General features: G+C 62.4%; 17 protein-coding genes. 9 read left to right on the forward strand and 8 right to left on the reverse strand.

Going from position 1 to position 16,730, the window contains the following annotated elements:
* The first annotated feature begins 598 nt into the window (after positions 1-598).
* Complete coding sequence (locus J4E63_RS15140) at positions 599-1,321, forward strand: response regulator transcription factor (RefSeq protein ID WP_060741042.1); 723 nt, start codon at positions 599-601, stop codon at positions 1,319-1,321.
* On the forward strand, positions 1,318-2,928 hold the full coding sequence (locus J4E63_RS15145) for an ATP-binding protein (protein WP_103310336.1): 1,611 nt from the start codon (positions 1,318-1,320) through the stop codon (positions 2,926-2,928). The genes J4E63_RS15140 and J4E63_RS15145 overlap by 4 nt, the downstream gene beginning before the upstream one ends.
* Before the next feature lie 112 nt (positions 2,929-3,040).
* On the opposite strand, the gene J4E63_RS15150 is transcribed toward J4E63_RS15145, so the two are convergent.
* Both J4E63_RS15150 and J4E63_RS15155 read right to left on the reverse strand, forming a co-directional pair.
* The gene (locus J4E63_RS15150; RefSeq protein WP_207282566.1) at positions 3,041-3,766 is read right to left on the reverse strand and encodes a 4'-phosphopantetheinyl transferase; all 726 of its coding nucleotides are present in this window, start codon (positions 3,764-3,766) and stop codon (positions 3,041-3,043) included.
* Between the two features lie 178 nt (positions 3,767-3,944).
* Entirely contained in the window at positions 3,945-4,736 is a 792-nt protein-coding gene (locus tag J4E63_RS15155; RefSeq protein WP_192261228.1) for a dienelactone hydrolase family protein, read from the reverse strand.
* A 144-nt stretch (positions 4,737-4,880) separates the two neighbouring features.
* Between J4E63_RS15155 and J4E63_RS15160 the strand changes: the two genes are divergently transcribed.
* The 3 genes from J4E63_RS15160 (at position 4,881) to J4E63_RS15170 (ending at position 7,606) form a co-directional block, all read left to right on the forward strand.
* Positions 4,881-5,480 (forward strand): hypothetical protein, encoded by a 600-nt coding sequence (locus J4E63_RS15160; RefSeq protein ID WP_092330496.1) that lies wholly within the window; start codon positions 4,881-4,883, stop codon positions 5,478-5,480.
* Between the two features lie 105 nt (positions 5,481-5,585).
* A complete protein-coding gene (locus tag J4E63_RS15165) occupies positions 5,586-6,263 on the forward strand; it encodes a response regulator (protein WP_207282567.1) in 678 nt (225 codons plus the stop codon).
* The gene (locus J4E63_RS15170; protein WP_060741047.1) at positions 6,260-7,606 is read left to right on the forward strand and encodes an ATP-binding protein; all 1,347 of its coding nucleotides are present in this window, start codon (positions 6,260-6,262) and stop codon (positions 7,604-7,606) included. Before J4E63_RS15165 ends, J4E63_RS15170 begins: the two co-directional genes overlap by 4 nt.
* Positions 7,607-7,750: 144 nt before the next feature.
* On the opposite strand, the gene J4E63_RS15175 is transcribed toward J4E63_RS15170, so the two are convergent.
* Positions 7,751-8,749 carry an AraC family transcriptional regulator gene (locus tag J4E63_RS15175; RefSeq protein WP_207282568.1) on the reverse strand — a complete coding sequence of 333 codons (999 nt, stop codon included), beginning with the start codon at positions 8,747-8,749 and terminating at the stop codon, positions 7,751-7,753.
* 332 nt (positions 8,750-9,081) lie between these two features.
* Between J4E63_RS15175 and J4E63_RS15180 the strand changes: the two genes are divergently transcribed.
* Together J4E63_RS15180 and J4E63_RS15185 are read left to right on the forward strand one after the other, a co-directional pair.
* On the forward strand, positions 9,082-10,434 hold the full coding sequence (locus tag J4E63_RS15180; protein WP_060741049.1) for a dicarboxylate/amino acid:cation symporter: 1,353 nt from the start codon (positions 9,082-9,084) through the stop codon (positions 10,432-10,434).
* Between the two features lie 304 nt (positions 10,435-10,738).
* Entirely contained in the window at positions 10,739-11,920 is a 1,182-nt protein-coding gene (locus tag J4E63_RS15185; protein WP_207282569.1) for a CaiB/BaiF CoA-transferase family protein, read from the forward strand.
* A gap of 115 nt (positions 11,921-12,035) precedes the next feature.
* Here the strand turns inward: J4E63_RS15185 and J4E63_RS15190 are convergent, their stop codons facing one another.
* Together J4E63_RS15190 and J4E63_RS15195 are read right to left on the reverse strand one after the other, a co-directional pair.
* Entirely contained in the window at positions 12,036-12,530 is a 495-nt protein-coding gene (locus J4E63_RS15190; RefSeq protein WP_003204703.1) for a SprT family zinc-dependent metalloprotease, read from the reverse strand.
* Between the two features lie 148 nt (positions 12,531-12,678).
* A complete protein-coding gene (locus tag J4E63_RS15195) occupies positions 12,679-13,281 on the reverse strand; it encodes a Yip1 family protein (protein WP_039591896.1) in 603 nt (200 codons plus the stop codon).
* A gap of 378 nt (positions 13,282-13,659) precedes the next feature.
* Here J4E63_RS15195 and ttcA point away from each other — a divergent pair, with 378 nt between their 5' ends.
* The gene (ttcA, locus tag J4E63_RS15200) at positions 13,660-14,484 is read left to right on the forward strand and encodes a tRNA 2-thiocytidine(32) synthetase TtcA (RefSeq protein ID WP_003204698.1); all 825 of its coding nucleotides are present in this window, start codon (positions 13,660-13,662) and stop codon (positions 14,482-14,484) included.
* A gap of 81 nt (positions 14,485-14,565) precedes the next feature.
* On the forward strand, positions 14,566-15,240 hold the full coding sequence (locus tag J4E63_RS15205; RefSeq protein WP_207282570.1) for a DNA-3-methyladenine glycosylase I: 675 nt from the start codon (positions 14,566-14,568) through the stop codon (positions 15,238-15,240).
* Positions 15,241-15,329: 89 nt separating this feature from the next.
* On the opposite strand, the gene J4E63_RS15210 is transcribed toward J4E63_RS15205, so the two are convergent.
* From J4E63_RS15210 to arsC, 3 genes are read right to left on the reverse strand one after another with little or no spacing between them, the layout of a single operon-like run.
* Positions 15,330-15,755 carry a DUF2069 domain-containing protein gene (locus tag J4E63_RS15210; RefSeq protein ID WP_092169969.1) on the reverse strand — a complete coding sequence of 142 codons (426 nt, stop codon included), beginning with the start codon at positions 15,753-15,755 and terminating at the stop codon, positions 15,330-15,332.
* On the reverse strand, positions 15,748-16,353 hold the full coding sequence (gene wrbA / locus J4E63_RS15215) for an NAD(P)H:quinone oxidoreductase (RefSeq protein ID WP_207282571.1): 606 nt from the start codon (positions 16,351-16,353) through the stop codon (positions 15,748-15,750). Before wrbA ends, J4E63_RS15210 begins: the two co-directional genes overlap by 8 nt.
* Positions 16,350-16,703, reverse strand: coding sequence for an arsenate reductase (glutaredoxin) (arsC, locus tag J4E63_RS15220; RefSeq protein WP_207282572.1), 354 nt, complete (start codon positions 16,701-16,703; stop codon positions 16,350-16,352). Before arsC ends, wrbA begins: the two co-directional genes overlap by 4 nt.
* Positions 16,704-16,730: the final 27 nt, after the last annotated feature.

Raw genomic sequence — 16,730 nt, forward strand, 5'->3', positions numbered from 1 at the left:
CGGTCTGGGCTTGGGGAAATGCGATGTTTCAGTTGGACAGAAGCAAGAAAAGCGCTTGAATTCTCTGCCCGACTTGTGTTTGGTTTTTGGCCTGAAACCCTACATGTAGGGTTTTTTACGCGGCGGGCTACAAGATAATGCGTTTTTGGGGGGTATGCAACGTACTACCTGTGGATAAGCCTGTGCGTAATTTGTGTGCGAAACGTGGAACTGCTCTGTAGGCCGCGACCTAGCTGGAGTGGACCTTTTTTCACCGGTTTCGACGATCCGAAAACAGCCTGAAGATTTTTGCGGGCGCGGACGTTACCACATAAAACCCACCCGACCGAAACGCATTTGTTCGCTTGTTTTCTAGGGGGGCGACGTTTATACAATCGGCCGGTGTGCTGGCATGTTTATCCTCCTTTGATATGACAAAAAGAGGGGGCTGTATTCGAATCTCTGGAGCGAGCACTGTTGTGGCGAGGGAGCTTGCTCCCGCTCGATTGCGCAGCAATCGCAAAAAGCGGGGCCGCTTCGCAGCCCAGCGGGAGCAAGCTCCCTCGCCACAGGTGAGTGCTGATCCTTCCTTTTATGTTCACAGCAAGACGAGGCCCCAGTGGAACAAGAAGCCTGGCAGGTATTGATCGTCGAGGATGACCAGCGTCTGGCCGAGCTGACCCGGGAATACCTCGAAAGCAACGGGTTGCGTGTCGCCATCGAAGGCGATGGTGCGGTGGCGGCGGCGCGGATTATTGCCGAGCAGCCGGACCTGGTGGTCCTCGACCTGATGCTGCCCGGCGAAGACGGCCTGAGCATCTGCCGCAAGGTGCGCGAGCACTATGACGGGCCGATCCTGATGCTCACCGCCCGCACCGACGACACCGATCAGATCCAGGGCCTGGACCTGGGCGCCGATGATTACGTCTGCAAGCCGGTTCGCCCGCGTCTGCTATTGGCGCGGATCCAGGCCCTGCTGCGACGCAGCGAGCCGGAGCCGAGCGTGGCGCAGAAGCAGCGGCGCCTGCAATTCGGCCCGCTGGTGGTCGACGACGCCCTGCGCGAAGCCTGGTTGCAGGGCAACGGTATCGAGCTGACCAGCGCCGAATTCGACCTGCTGTGGCTGCTGGTGTCCAATGCCGGGCGCATCCTGTCCCGGGAAGAAATCTTCACCGCCCTGCGCGGCATCGGCTATGACGGCCAGGACCGCTCCATCGACGTGCGTATTTCGCGCATCCGGCCCAAGATCGGCGACGACCCGGACCATCCACGGCTGATCAAGACCATCCGCAGCAAAGGCTACCTGTTCGTTCCCGAAGCTTGCGCAGACTTGGCGCCGTGAATTCGATCTTCCTGCGTATTTATGGCGGCATGTGCGCGGCGCTGGTGCTGGTGGCGGTCCTCGGCGTGCTGGCCCTGCACCTGCTCAACCAGACCCGCAGCGAGCAATACCGCGAACGCCTGGCCCACGGCACGTTCTCGTTGATGGCCGACAACCTGCGGCCGATGGACGACACCGAGCGCCGGCGGGCATTGGCCGTGTGGGAGCGCCTGCTGGGCATTCCCCTGGCCTTGCAGACGTTCTCCCAGACCGACCTGGACCTCGGCCAGCGCACTCGCGTGTTGCGCGGCCAGGCGTTGGTGGAGCAGACCGGGCCCCATGCGGCAAAAGTCTATCGGCTGGTCAATGACACCGAGCAATTGATGTTGGTCGGGGAAGTCCAGCAGATCAGCGAGCAACTGGCCCGCGCGACCATTTACCTGTTGGCCGATGAGTTGGTGCGTTACCCCGTGGCCGAGCAACCCAAGCGGCTGGCGCAACTGGAGCAGGAAAAAGGGTTTGGTTTCGACCTGCGACTCATGACTGCCGAGCAGGCCGACATGGACGAAGACCAGCGCCGTCGCGTGTCCGAGGGCGATACGGTGATGGCGCTGGGCAAGGGCGGCGATTCGATCCGGGTCTTCGCCGGCATGGTCGGCACACCGTGGGTCCTGGAGATCGGCCCGCTGTACCAGATGAACCCTTATCCGCCGCAATGGCTGGTGCTGATCGCGGCGCTGGGGTTGAGCCTGATCGGGTTGATCGTCTACCTGTTGGTGCGTCAGCTGGAGCGGCGCTTGCGGGGTCTGGAGTCGGCCGCCACCCAGATCGCCCAGGGCAGCCTGGAAACCCGGGTGCCGGCCCGAGGCGCCGACTCGGTCGGGCGATTGGCGGCGGCGTTCAATGGCATGGCCGAGCACTTGCAGCAACTGTTGGCGATCCAGCGCGAGCTGGTGCGGGCGGTGTCCCACGAATTGCGCACCCCGGTGGCGCGCCTGCGGTTTGGCCTGGAAATGCTCGGCAGCGCCACCACACCCCAGGCCCGGGATAAATACCTGGCGGGTATGGACCACGACATCGAAGACCTGGATCGGCTGGTGGACGAAATGCTCACCTACGCGCGGCTGGAACAGGGTTCGCCGGCCTTGAATTTTCAGCGGGTGGATCTGGATGCGCTGGTTAATCAGGTGATCGATGAGCTGGGGCCGTTGCGGGCCGGGATCACGGTCGAGCGCGGTCTATGCTTGTCGGCCGCCGATTGCGACGGCGCCTGGGTCGAGGCCGAGCCACGCTTTCTGCATCGGGCCTTGCAGAATCTGGTGGGCAATGCCATGCGCCACGCCCATTCCAAGGTCACGGTCAGCTACCAGGTGGGCCAGTTGCGCTGTCGGGTGGACGTGGAAGATGACGGGCCCGGCGTGCCGGAAGCGGCGTGGGAGCGGATTTTCAAACCCTTCCTGCGCCTGGACGACAGCCGTGCCCGCGCTTCGGGCGGTCATGGGCTGGGGCTGTCGATCGTGCGGCGGATCATCCATTGGCATGACGGTCGGGCGTTGATCGGCAAGAGCAAGAGCCTGGGTGGGGCGTGCTTCAGCTTGAGTTGGCCGAGGCATCAGGACAGGTCTTGAGAGATGGTGCTTGTGCCGATCTCATCGCGAGCAAGCTCGCTCCCACAGGGCATGCGTCCAACCTGTGGGAGCGAGCTTGCTCGCGATGAGGCCCTCCCAGACACCAAAAACCTCAGGCCCTGACCCCCACCAGGCTCAACAACTGCCCATCCCTCACCCCAAACTGCGCCTGCAGCTCACTGCCATGGCGCCATTCGGTCGACAGGTCCGTCAGCAAGCGCAGCCGCACCTGTCCGTCGTGTGTCCAGTCCAGCACCTCGGCATGCTCGAAATAAAAACGCTGCCTGACGATGGGATACAGCGCCTTGAACAAGCTTTCCTTCACGGAAAAGGTCAGGGTCACCAGCAAGGCCTGGTCATCTCGCCCAAGCGTGGCCATGCGCTGCAATTCGGGCGGCGTGAGGATCTCACCGGCCAGGCGCTCGGCGCGCTCGGGGTCGAGCAGGTTTTCCACGTCCATGCCCAAGCCTTGCCAGTGGTCTTTTTTCGCGACGATGGCCGCTGCCCGGCCCGTGCTGTGGGTGATCGAGCCGCTGATATGAGCCGGCCACACCGGGGCGCGGTCTTCGCCGATGGCCGGCACGCAGGCCAGGCCGTCGAGCCGCTGCAACGCCGCCCGGGCGCAGATCCGCCCGGCCAGGAATTCTGCCTGGCGCTTGGCCACCGAGCGCTGGATGCTCGCCGGTGGTTCGATGGCGCTGTCGGGAAAGTCGGTGCCAGCCAGCAGCAACGGGTCGAAGCAGGTGCTCAGCAGCACCGTACCGGGCAGGGCGTCGGGCAATAGCCAGTGCTCATCCAGGGGCGAGCAACAGGCGGGCAGGGTGGGGAGTGTCTTCATGCCCGGCATTTTGCCGGGTTGGCGGGAGGCTGGGTAGTGGGGGGCGCTTCATGGATAGACGGGAGAGGGCTTTGGTGGCGAGGGAGCTTGCTCCCGCTCGATTGCGCAGCAATCGCAAAAAAGCCGGGGCCGCTGCGCAGCCCAGCGGGAGCAAGCTCCCTCGCCACAGGGTTATGCGTCAGCCAAAGATTTTCTTGAAGAACTTCTGCATGTCCGCCCACGACTTCTCGTCGGCTTCCTTGTTGTAGCCAATGTCCGGCCCGCCATGTTCGCCGTGGCTCAAACGGTCGGCGTCAGGGTTGCTGAAGCCGTGCTTGGCGCCTTCGAGGCTGACGAATTTATAGTCGGCGCCGGCCTTGTCCATCTCGCTCTTGAACGCGGTGACGTTGTCCTGGGTGACCATGCTGTCCAAGGCGCCATGCTCGACCAGCACCTTGGCCTTGACGCTGCCTGGCGTGGCCGGGGTGTTGGTCACCAGTGCGCCGTGGAAGCTCACCACGCCGGCCAGCGGTACACCCTGGCGCGCCGCATCGAGCACCACCTTGCCGCCGAAGCAGTAGCCGATGGCGGCCAGTTTGTCCGGATCGGTCTGGGGCTGCTTCTTCAGCAGGTCGAGACCGGCCTGGAAGCGGGCGCTGGCGGCTTTGCCGTCCTTGAGTGCCGCCTGCATGAAGGCCAGGGCGTCCTTGGGATGCTCGGTGTTCTTGCCGTCGCCGTACATGTCGATGGCCAGGGCGCTGTAGCCCAGGCCCGCGAGGTCACGGGCGCGGCGCTTGGCGTAATCGTTCAGCCCCCACCATTCGTGCACCACCACCACACCCGGGCGCGGGCCTTTGACGGCGTCGTCATAAGCGTAGTAACCGATCAGCTTGGTGCCATCGGCACTGGTGTAGGGAATCTCCTGGGTCTGGATGGCGGCGTGGCTCACGCCGCTCATGGCCAGAAGTACAACAGCAAGCAGCCTGCGCATGACGGATCTCCTTATGAAAGTGGTCCGCACAGATTAGCCGATTCATTCAGCGCAGGTTCAGAGAACGTTCAAGGGGTGTTCAGGGAGCGCTGGTTAACGTGACAGCGACTTCACACACCACCCATGCTTCAAAGGAGCTCGACCATGACTCAGATGAAAAAACTGTTGCTGGCTTTCACCGTGCTGGGCGCCAGCGCCTTGGCCCACGCCGATGACAACTTCGCCAGCCTGACCCTCGGCCAGACCAGCGACAAGGTCAAGAAATCCGACGCCCTGGATGCCAACCTGAACCATCCGAACGCCGACGGCATCATCGGCAAGGACACCACGTATGGCCTGCGCCTGGGCAAGCAGAACGACCAGGGCCGCTACTACGCCACCTACGACAACGTCTCGGGCACCCACAACGGCATCAAGCTGCGCCAGGAAAACCTGCTGGGCAGCTACGATGTGTTCCTTCCGGTCACCAGCAGCACCAAACTGTTCGGTGGCGGCACGGCGGGCCTGACCAAGCTGACCCAGGACTCTCCCGGTTTCAGCCGCGACAGCGACATCGGCTACGCGGTAGGCCTGCAGGGCGGCGTGCTGCAACAAATTTCGCAAAACACCTCGGTTGAACTGGGTTACCGTTACCTGCGCAGCAACGCCAGCACCGAGATGAGCCCGCACGGTGGTGACAAGGTCGGTTCGCTGGACCTGACCAGCAGCGCCCAGACCTACCTGTCCGCCAACTACACGTTCTAAGCGGGCCAGGGTGAGTGCATCCAGCCGGATCGGTCGAAGACGATCCGGCGCCTTTCGTTGAGGTGCGCCGCGCGCGATTGTTTGATTTGCCTGGGGAGAGGCTCCATGAAATTACTGGTCGTCGAAGACGAAGCGCTGTTGCGTCATCACCTGCAAACCCGTCTCACTGACAGCGGCCATGTGGTGCAGGCCGTGGCCAATGCCGAAGAGGCCTTGTACCAGGTCCGGGAATTCAACCACGACCTGGCGGTGATCGACCTCGGCCTGCCGGGTATCAGCGGGCTGGAGCTGATTCGCCGGCTGCGCTCACAGGACAAGACGTTTCCGATCCTGATCCTGACCGCCCGCGGCAACTGGCAGGACAAGGTCGAAGGCCTGGCCGCCGGCGCCGACGACTACGTGGTCAAGCCGTTTCAGTTCGAAGAACTGGAGGCCCGGTTGAACGCCTTGTTGCGTCGCTCCAGCGGTTTCACCCAATCGACCATCGTCGCCGGGCCGTTGATGCTGGACCTCAACCGCAAGCAGGCGTCCCTCGACGAGGAGCCGCTGGCGTTGACGGCCTACGAATACCGCATCCTCGAATACCTGATGCGCCATCACCAGCAAGTGGTGGCCAAGGACCGCTTGATGGAGCAGCTCTACCCCGATGACGACGAGCGCGATCCCAATGTCATCGAAGTGCTGGTAGGGCGCCTGCGCCGCAAACTGGAGGCCCCGGCCGGCTTCAAGCCCATCGACACCGTGCGCGGCCTGGGTTACCTGTTCAACGAGCGCTGCCAGTGATTCGTTCGCTTCGGCTGCGGCTGATGCTGGCCGCGATGACCCTGGCGGTGCTGTTCATGCTGGCCTTGTTGCCGGCCATGCAAGGCGCGTTCAGCCTGGCGTTGCAGGAATCCATCGAGCAACGCCTGGCCTCGGACGTGACCACGCTGATTTCCGCCGCACGGGTGGAAAACAACCGCTTGAAGATGCCGACGCAGTTGCCCGATGAGCGCTTCAACCTCGCCGATGCCCGCCTGCTGGGCTACATCTACGATCGTGAGGGGCGGTTGGTCTGGCGGTCGAAGGCCACCCAGGAAGAAAACATCAATTACACGCCGCGCTATGACGGCCAGGGCAACCAGTTCGCCCGCATTCGCGAGAACGACGGCCAGGAGTTTTTTGTCTATGACGTCGAGATCAAGTTGCTCGGCGGCCAGAACGCGGCGTTCAGCATCGTTACCTTGCAACCGGTGCGCGACTACGAAGTGACCTTGCAGGGGCTGCGGGACAATCTCTACCTGGGTTTTGGCGCGGCCCTGGCGGTGTTGCTGGCGCTGTTGTGGATCGGCCTGACCTGGGGCCTGCGGGCGTTGCGGCGCCTGAGCCAGGAGTTGGACGAAATCGAAAGCGGAGCGCGGGAAAGCCTCAGTACCGAGCATCCCCGGGAACTGTTGCGCCTGACCGGTTCCCTCAATCGCTTGCTCTACAGTGAACGGGAGCAGCGCAGCCGTTACCGTGATTCCCTCGATGACCTGGCCCACAGCCTGAAGACCCCGCTGGCGGTGTTGCAGGGCGTCAGCGAAGACATGGCCCGGCGCCCCGAGGACCGTGGCCAGGCCTGGGTGCTGCAAACCCAGATCGAGCGTATGAGCCAGCAGATCGGCTACCAGTTGCAGCGCGCCAGCCTGCGCAAAAGCGGGTTGGTGCGCCATCAGGTGCGCTTGCGCCCGGTGCTGCAAAGCCTGTGCGACACCTTGGACAAGGTCTATCGCGACAAGCGGGTCAATGTGAGTTTCGATCTGCCGGAGCACTGCCAGGTGCCGATCGAACAGGGTGCCTTGCTGGAGATGCTCGGCAACCTGCTGGAGAACGCCTATCGACTGTGCCTGGGCGAGGTGCGTGTCAGCGTGCACCAGACCCTCGGCGGCACGGAGTTGAGCGTCGAGGACGATGGGCCGGGCGTGCCGCCGGATCAGCGTGCGCGGATCCTCCAACGGGGCGAACGGCTGGACCGTCAGCATCCGGGGCAGGGCATTGGCCTGGCGGTGGTCAAGGACATCATCGAAAGCTACGGCGCCCGGTTGAACCTGGGGGATTCGGAGCTGGGCGGGGCGGCGTTCCGGATTCATTTTCCGGTGGTTTGACTGGAATGTTTTCGGTGTGTTTGCGGGCCTCATCGCGAGCAAGCTCGCTCCCACATTGGATTTCCGGCGCTCACAAATCCCCTGTGGGAGCGAGCTTGCTCGCGATGAGGCCCGTCAGCACACCACAAAAAACCAATCAGGAAATCAGTTCTCCAACTCCCTGTAGGCCCCCGGCGTCAGCCCCGTCCACTTCTTGAACGCCCGATGAAACGCCGACGGTTCGGAGAAACCCAACTGCTCGGCAATCTGCTGCAACGACAAATCCGCACGCCCCAAGTGGTAGATGGCGATATCCCGCCGCAACTGATCCTTGAGCTCCTGGAAGCTGGTGCCTTCCTCCCGCAGATGCCGGCGCAAGGTCTGCGGGCTGATGTGCAAGTGGGCGGCGACGGTGTCCAGGTCGGGCCAGCGTGCCGTGTCGCGGCTGAGCAGGCGGCGCAGTTGGCTGCTCAGGCTATGGCCATCGTCCGGGCGTGACAGCAGGTCGGCGGGGGAGTGTTCGAGGAAATGCTTGAGGGTGCGTTCGTCCTGCAACAGCGGCATGTCCAGATAGCGGCTGTGGAACAGCAGGCTGCTGTCGGGCGCGTCGAACACCAGCGGGTAGGGGAACAATAAGTCGTATTCGGCCCCGTGGGCGGGCCTGGCATAGCCGAAAGTCACCTGCTCCAGGCCTATCCGCTGGCCGATCAGCCAACTGGCGAGGCGATGCCAGACCACCAGCAGGCTTTCAGTCAGGAAGTGATCGGGGTCCCACAACGTCGAGTCGTCCAGCACCAGCCGCACCCGTTCGCCTTCGGTTTCCAGCGTCAGGCGCGGGGCGTCGGGGAACAGACTGTAGAACAGCAAGCCGCGCTGAAGGGCCTTGCCCAGGGTCCGACAGTGGATCAACGCATGACACATCATGGCAAACGTCCCGGGTTTACTCGGCGCCCGGCCGAATCCCAGGTATTCGTCCTCCATTGCCAGCCACAACGCTTGCAACAGGCGGGCGAACTGCTCCGGCGCGATGCGCGCGCGCGGTTCATCCAGCAGTTCAGGGCTGATGCTCAATTGTTGCAGCAAGGGAAAATAGTCGAAACCTTGCCGACGTGCGCCGCCCAGGGCTGCGCGGGCGAAGTGGCTGGCGATCGTGCGTTGGCGCATGGCAGAAATCCGTTCGTTAAGCGGGCGAATGGTAGCAGGGGCTTGAGGCTGGACAAGGCGGATATCCGCCAAATCCCGGAGCGCGGGATGGTCTGTAGGCGGAAATCCGCCACTTACACACTGCGTTTAGTCGCGTGTGGAAACCGCAAGCCCGTCTGCTATACCGGGTGTAGGGCATTTCGCAAAAATGGCACGCGCTTTGCGATGCGTTGGATAGGTCTGCCGCGTGCAGCCGAAAAAAACAAATCCCTCCAGTGCAGGAGGGTTCGCAATTGAGGTGCCGTGGACGACAGGTGGAAGTCGTCATGCGGGACTCTTGAGGAAGGTTTGCCATGACGACTCGTCAGCCACTGTACAAATCCCTGTATTTCCAGGTGATCGTAGCCATTGCCATCGGTATTTTGCTCGGCCACTTCTACCCGCAGACCGGTGTTGCCCTCAAGCCATTCGGCGACGGGTTCATCAAACTGATCAAAATGGTCATCGCCCCCATCATCTTCTGTACCGTCGTCAGTGGTATCGGCGGCATGCAGAACATGAAATCGGTGGGCAAGACCGGCGGCTACGCGCTGCTGTACTTCGAAATCGTTTCCACCATTGCCCTGTTGATCGGTCTGGTCGTGGTCAACGTCGTGCAACCGGGCGCCGGCATGCACATTGACGTATCGACCCTGGACACCAGCAAGATCGCCGGTTTCATCTCGGCCGGTAAAGACCAGAGCATCATTGCCTTCATCCTCAACGTGATCCCCAACACCATCGTCGGCGCGTTCGCCAACGGCGACATCCTGCAAGTGCTGATGTTCTCGGTGCTCTTCGGCTTCGCCCTGCATCGCCTGGGTGCCTACGGCAAGCCGGTGCTGGACTTCATCGATCGCTTCGCCCACGTGATGTTCATCATCATCAACATGATCATGAAGCTGGCTCCACTGGGTGCGTTCGGTGCCATGGCCTTCACCATCGGTGCCTACGGTGTCGGTTCGCTGGTGCAACTGGGCCAGTTGATGATCTGCTTCTACATCACTTGCGTGGTGTTCGTGCTGGTGGTGCTGGGCGCCATCTGCCGCGCCCACGGCTTCAGCGTCATCAAGCTGATCCGCTACATCCGTGAAGAACTGCTGATCGTGCTGGGTACTTCCTCCTCGGAATCGGCCCTGCCACGCATGCTGATCAAGATGGAGCGCCTGGGTGCCAAGAAATCTGTCGTAGGCCTGGTGATCCCGACTGGCTACTCGTTCAACCTCGACGGTACTTCGATCTACCTGACCATGGCGGCGGTGTTCATCGCCCAGGCCACCGATACCCCGATGGACCTGACTCACCAGATCACCCTGCTGCTGGTGCTGCTGCTGTCGTCCAAAGGTGCGGCTGGCGTGACCGGTAGCGGCTTCATCGTACTGGCGGCCACCCTGTCGGCCGTAGGTCACCTGCCGGTGGCCGGCCTGGCGCTGATCCTGGGTATCGACCGCTTCATGTCCGAAGCCCGCGCCCTGACCAACCTGGTGGGCAACGCTGTCGCCACCATCGTGGTTGCCAAGTGGGTCAAGGAGCTGGACGAAGACCAGCTGCAGACCGAGCTGGCTTCCGGTGGTCGCGGTATCTCCGACGTTCGTGAAGATGACGAGCAGATCGCGGCGGCGCAGATTGCAGCGGCTGAGACCTCTGCTCCAGGCACTGTGAAGTAATCTTCAGGCTGCAATGAAAAACCCGCTTCGGCGGGTTTTTTATTGGAAGAGCTCTCCAGTCGAGGAGGCTTCTGTGGCGAGGGAGCTTGCTCCCGCTGGGTTGCGAAGCGACCCTAAGATGTGTCTGTCACCACGGTTCCTCAGGCAAATGGCGGGGGCTGCTGCGCAGCCCAGCGGGAGCAAGCTCCCTCGCCACAATAGCTCTCACGCTGAGCGCAATGGTCATCCAGACTGGCACCTGCGGTAATTGCCCCACCGCCAGTCCCTGCCTAGTCTCTAACCATCCCCCCTTCGGAGATCACTCATGCAAGGCCCACTGGCATCGCTCAAGGTTCTGGATTTCTCGACCCTGTTGCCTGGCCCGTTCGCCTCGCTGTTGCTGGCGGACATGGGGGCCGAGGTGTTGCGCATCGAGTCGCCGACCCGTCAGGACTTGTTGCGGGTACTGCCGCCCCATGACCAGGGCGTATCGGCCAGCCACGCCTACCTCAACCGCAACAAGCGCAGCCTGGCCCTGGACCTCAAGCAGCCGGAAGCGTTGGAGGTGGTCACGCAGTTGCTGGGGGACTACGACATCCTGCTGGAACAGTTCCGCCCCGGCGTGATGGAGCGGCTGGGCCTGGGATACGAAGCCTTGAAAGCCATCAATCCGCGGCTGATCTACGTGTCGATTACCGGCTACGGCCAGACCGGCCCTTATAAGGACCGCGCCGGCCACGACATCAATTACCTGGCCCTGGCGGGGCTGGCCAGCCACACCGGCCGTGCCGACAGCGGGCCGTTGCCGCTGGGCATTCAGGCGGCGGATATCGCCGGTGGTTCATTGCACGGGGTGATCGGACTGTTGGCGGCGGTTATCGCCCGTCAGCAGACCGGTCAGGGCCAGCACCTGGACGTGAGCATGACTGACTGCGTGTTCAGCCTCAACGCCATGGCCGGCGCCGGTTACCTGGCCTGCGGTGTGGAACCGGGTTGGGAGAGCCAGATGCTCAACGGCGGCAGCTTCTACGACTATTACCGCACCCGTGACGGTCGCTGGATGTCGGTGGGTAGCCTGGAACCGGCCTTCATGCAGGCGCTGTGCGAGGCTTTAGGGCGGCCGGAACTGGCGGCCCAGGGGCTGTCGCCCAAGCCTGAGCAGCAACAGGCCTTGAAGCAGGCACTGCAAACCGAGTTCGAGAAGCATGATTTTGCCGAGCTGTGCGGTTTGTTTGCCGGGATCGATGCCTGCGTCGAGCCGGTGCTGAGCCTGGAGGAGGCTGTCCGGCATCCGCAGTTACAGGCTCGGGAGCTGGTGAAACAGGTGCCCCGAGGGGATGGTTCGAGCCAGGCGCAGATGGCCTGTCCGTTGCGGTTTTCAGACGGTCTGCCCGAGCCTCGCCATATTGGCGTGGAGCTGGGAGCGCATACGGATCAGGTGCTGGGGGCGTTGGGGTTCAGTGCTGGGCGGATTGCCGAATTGCGCAGGGGCGGGGTGGTTTTGTAGGGCGGCAAGGCCGCCATCGCGAGCAAGCTCGCTCCCACACTGGATCCTTGGTGTTCACGGATCCTGTGGGAGCGAGCTTGCTCGCGATGAGGTCAGCCCAGACACCACAAGAGCATTATTCCACCCGCGTTTCCCCACTGAACACCAAGGTATTGCGACAGCTGCGGCACAAATACCGCCGCCCCTGGCGCACCAGGCTGTGGCGCTGGGCCGAGAACGGGAAGTCGCTGCCATCGCAAGGGCACTTGTAGATGTAGCGGGTCACACTGCGGCGTTTGATTTCGTAGGTGTGGCAACGGTTGGGCGGCAGTTCGTACACGCCGCGCATGATCAGTTGCCATTCTTCGCCATGGGGCTGGATGCGTTCGCCAAACAGTTGGTGGGCGATCAGGTGCGCGACTTCGTGGGCGACGGTCTGCTTGAGGAAGTCTTCGGCGTTTTCCCGGTACAACTGTGGATTGAAGCGCAGCAGGTTTTCATGCAGGTGCGCGACACCGGCCTTCTGGCCACGCAATTTGAAGCTGACCACCGGGCGTTTGAAAGGACGTTTGAAAAAGGATTCGGCTTGTTGGTAACACTCTTCGACGCGGGTATTGAGTTGCTCGAGCATGCTTTACGGGTCTCCAGAAGCCCGAGTATGCCGCAAGCGTCGGCCGTTGCGAATCGCCCAGGCGCCCAGTGGTCGTTTCAAACACAGGAAGGCCGCCTTGCGGCGGCCTGTGTCGGCAGATCCTGCTTTTTTATTGGAGGGCACTACGTCAATTGGTATAGACCGGGCCGACGCCCAGCCCCCAGACGATCACCGTGAACGCCATGATGGCCACCAGCACCACCAGGCCGACCGCGAGCACCGAACTGGAAAACAGAAAACCTTCGTCCTGGGGAATGTTCATGAACGTCGGCAGGCCGACGTACAGCAGGTAGACGGTGTAGCAGATTGCCGCCGTGCCGACGATCATCCCCAGCCACATGTGCGGGTAGAGCGCCGCCAGGCCGCCGATGAACAAAGGTGTCGCGGTGTAGGTGGCAAACGCGACGCAACGGGCCAGGCTCGGATTGGCGTCGTAGGTGCGGGCCATCCAGTGGATGAAGGCACCCATTACCGCCACGCCGCCCAACATGGCCAGGTACGACATGATGGTCATCCACAGCGCGCTTTCCTGCGTGAGCATGACCGGTGGACGATTGCCGATGACCCATCCCACCTGCGTGGTGCCGATAAATGCCGAAACTGCGGGAATGGCCGCCAGGATCAGCGTGTGGGTGAGGTACATGTGGCTGATGCTTTCCTCCTGATCGCCACGGATTTCTTTCCATTCTTGATCAGGGTGGGTAAAGAGCCCCACGACATGATGGATCATAGTCAGTCACTCCTTTGTTATTGCCATCGCCCCCCAACGGAGCGCCTACGGGCCAAACGGCCAAGTAAGTAAAGGTCTGGATATGTGTGCGACCTTATGTCGCAGTATAGAAAGGAGTTACCCCGAGGGGGATGGGGGGCTTAGAGCAAATCGCGCTGTAACGGAACGGGTTAATCGCGGCTTGATCTGTGGGCACAACCCTGTTGGCGAACAAATTCCCTGTGGCGAGGGAGCTTGCTCCCGCTCGGCTGCGAAGCAGACGCCGACAGAACGACCCCAGAGGGTCGCTTCGCAACCCAGCGGGAGCAAGTGCGGTGCCACAGCCAGGTTTTTTGCGTAAAATGCCGGCCTTTCGTCACACCTCACGGATTTCGCGTCATGGGCACTCTTACGGTCAACCAGAACAAACTGCAAAAGCGCCTGCGCCGCCAGGCCGGTGAGGCGGTCGCCGATTTCAACATGATCGAGGACGGCGACAAGGTCATGGTCTGCCTGTCCGGCGGCAAGGACAGCTACACCTTGCTCGATGTGCTGATGCATTTGCAGAAGGTTGCGCCGATCAAGTTCGACATTGTCGCGGTGAACATGGACCAGAAGCAGCCCGGGTTCCCCGAGCATGTGCTGCCGGCCTATCTCGAGTCGCTGGGCGTGGAATATCACATCGTCGAGAAAGACACCTATTCGGTGGTCAAGGAACTGATTCCCGAAGGCAAGACCACCTGTTCGCTGTGCTCGCGCCTGCGGCGCGGAACGCTCTACACCTTTGCCGACGAGATCGGTGCGACCAAGATGGCCCTGGGTCACCATCGCGACGACATCGTCGAGACCTTCTTCCTGAACATGTTCTACAACGGTTCGCTCAAGGCCATGCCGCCCAAGCTGCGGGCCGATGACGGGCGCAACGTGGTGATCCGCCCGCTGGCCTATTGCAGCGAGAAAGACATCCAGGCCTATTCGGATTTCAAGCAGTTCCCGATCATCCCCTGCAACCTGTGCGGCTCCCAGGAAAACCTGCAACGCCAGGTGGTCAAGGAGATGCTCCAGGAGTGGGAACGCAAGACCCCGGGCCGTACCGAGAGCATTTTCCGTGGCCTGCAGAACGTCATTCCGTCGCAACTGGCGGACCGCAACCTGTTCGACTTCACCAACCTGCGCATCGATGAAAACGCCACGCCGCGGTTCGTCAACGTGGTGAACCTCTGACGGTGCCAACCGCTCTATTCACGGCGCCAGTGGCTATAAGGGCCACTGGCGCCGTTTTCATTTCCGACCCCAGGAGAGGGCATGCGCGATTACAAGTGGCTGCACGAGTATTGTCTGAACCGCTTCGGTTCGGCGGCTGAACTGGAAGCCCACCTGCCGGTTCCCAAGACCCCGGCGCAACTGCGCAAGATCGGCGACGACCGCTACCTCTCGACCATGGCGCTGCGGGTGTTCCGCGCCGGGCTCAAGCACAGCCTGGTGGATGCCAAGTGGCCGGCGTTCGAAGAGGTGTTCTTCAAGTTCGATCCGGAGAAAGTCGTGCTGATGAGCGCCGAGCACCTGGAGCGTTTGATGCAGGACGCGCGGATCATCCGCCACCTGGGCAAGCTCAAGAGTGTGCCGCGCAACGCGCAACTGATATTGGACGTGGCCCATGAAAAGGGCAGCTTCGCCGCGCTGGTCGCCGACTGGCCAGTGACTGACATCGTCGGCCTGTGGACCTACCTGAAAAAGCACGGCCATCAACTGGGCGGCCTGTCGGCTCCGCGCTTCTTGCGGATGATGGGCAAGGACACCTTCGTGCCCAGTTATGACGTGGTGGCCGCGCTCAATGCCCAGGACATCATCGACAAAGTCCCCACCAGCCAGCGGGACCTGGCGACGGTGCAGAATGCCTTCAACCAGTGGCATGAAGAGAGCGGGGGAAGGCCCATGAGCCAGATATCGATGATGCTGGCGTATACCGTTAATCATTGAGACCGCGTTGGGGCCATCGCGAGCAAGCTCGCTCCCACAGGGTGCCATCGAGCCCTTGTGGGAGCGAGCTTGCTCGCGATAACGGTGTATCAGGCGACGGAAATCTCGCCTTCCCCCGCCAACCGCCGGTTCAACTGGAACCGCCAGCGCACATACAGCAGGGCCGAGCAGAACACCGCCACGCTTGCCGCCATTTCCAGCACGCCGAACCATTGCCGGTTCGGGTCATAGGCCGCCAGTGCGCCTTTGATGAAATACAGGTTCACCACGAAGCACATCCATGAGTGTCCACGGGCGCTGCCGCTGAGCATGCCGGGCGCGAGTATCAGCAGCGGCACCAGTTCGATCAGCAGAATCACCCAGGGCCGCGCGCCGTGCAGGTCGGCGATCAGCAGGTAATAGGCGCTGAGCAACCCCACCAGGCCGAAAAAGCACAGCAGGCTGAGGACGCGAGCCAGGCGTACGCGCGGTTCCAGCCATTGGATCGAAGGCAGGATCTTCGGCTTCTTAGCCACGGCCGTTCTCCAGCAGCAGGGCGGTTTTCGCCAGGCGCAAACCCAAGGCGCGGCACAGGGCGACTTCATGTTCGTTCAAGCCGCTTTTACCGTCGGCCCCGGCATGATGGCTCGGACCGTAGGGCGTGCCGCCGCCCTGGGTGTCGATCAGGGCCGATTCGCTGTAGGGCAGGCCGGTGATCAGCATGCCGTGGTGCAGCAGCGGCAGCATCATCGACAGCAGGGTGGTTTCCTGGCCGCCGTGCAGGCTCGCGGTGGAGGTGAACACCCCGGCCGGTTTGCCCACCAGCGCGCCGGTCAGCCACAGGTTGCTGGTGCCGTCGAGAAAGTACTTGAGTGGTGCAGCCATGTTGCCGAACCGCGTCGGGCTGCCCAGGGCCAGGCCGGCGCAATGTTTCAGGTCATCGAGGCTGGCGTAGAGCGGGCCTTGCTCGGGGATGTCCGGGGAAACCGCTTCGCACTCGGTGGAAATCGCCGGCACCGTACGCAGCCTGGCTTCCAGCCCGGCCTGTTCGACCCCCCGGGCGATTTGCCGAGCCATTTCGTTGGTGGAGCCGCTGCGGCTGTAATACAGCACCAGGATGTACGGCGTGGTCACGGCAGGATCTCCAGAATCTTCTCCGGCGGCCGGCCGATCGCGGCCTTTTCACCGGCTTCCAGAATCGGCCGTTCCATGAGTTTCGGGTGGGCGGCGATGGCCGCGATCAACTGGGCCTGGCTCAGGCTTTCGTCGGCCAGGTTCAGCTCTTTGTATTCATCCTCGCCGGTGCGCAGCAATTGCCGGGCGGTGATGCCGAGCTTGCCCAGCAGGCGTTCCAGTTGCGCGGCGTCGAGCGGGGTTTCCAGGTAACGGACCACGGTGGGCGTCAGGCCGCGGGCCTCCAACAGTTCCAGCGCACCGCGGGATTTCGAGCAGCGCGGGTTGTGATAAAGCGTCAGATCGGTCATGAGCGGGTCGCATCTTGCGTAAGGTGG

Source organism: Pseudomonas sp. FW300-N2F2, assembly GCF_017351655.1.
Classification (GTDB): Bacteria; Pseudomonadota; Gammaproteobacteria; order Pseudomonadales; family Pseudomonadaceae; genus Aquipseudomonas; species Aquipseudomonas fluorescens_AA.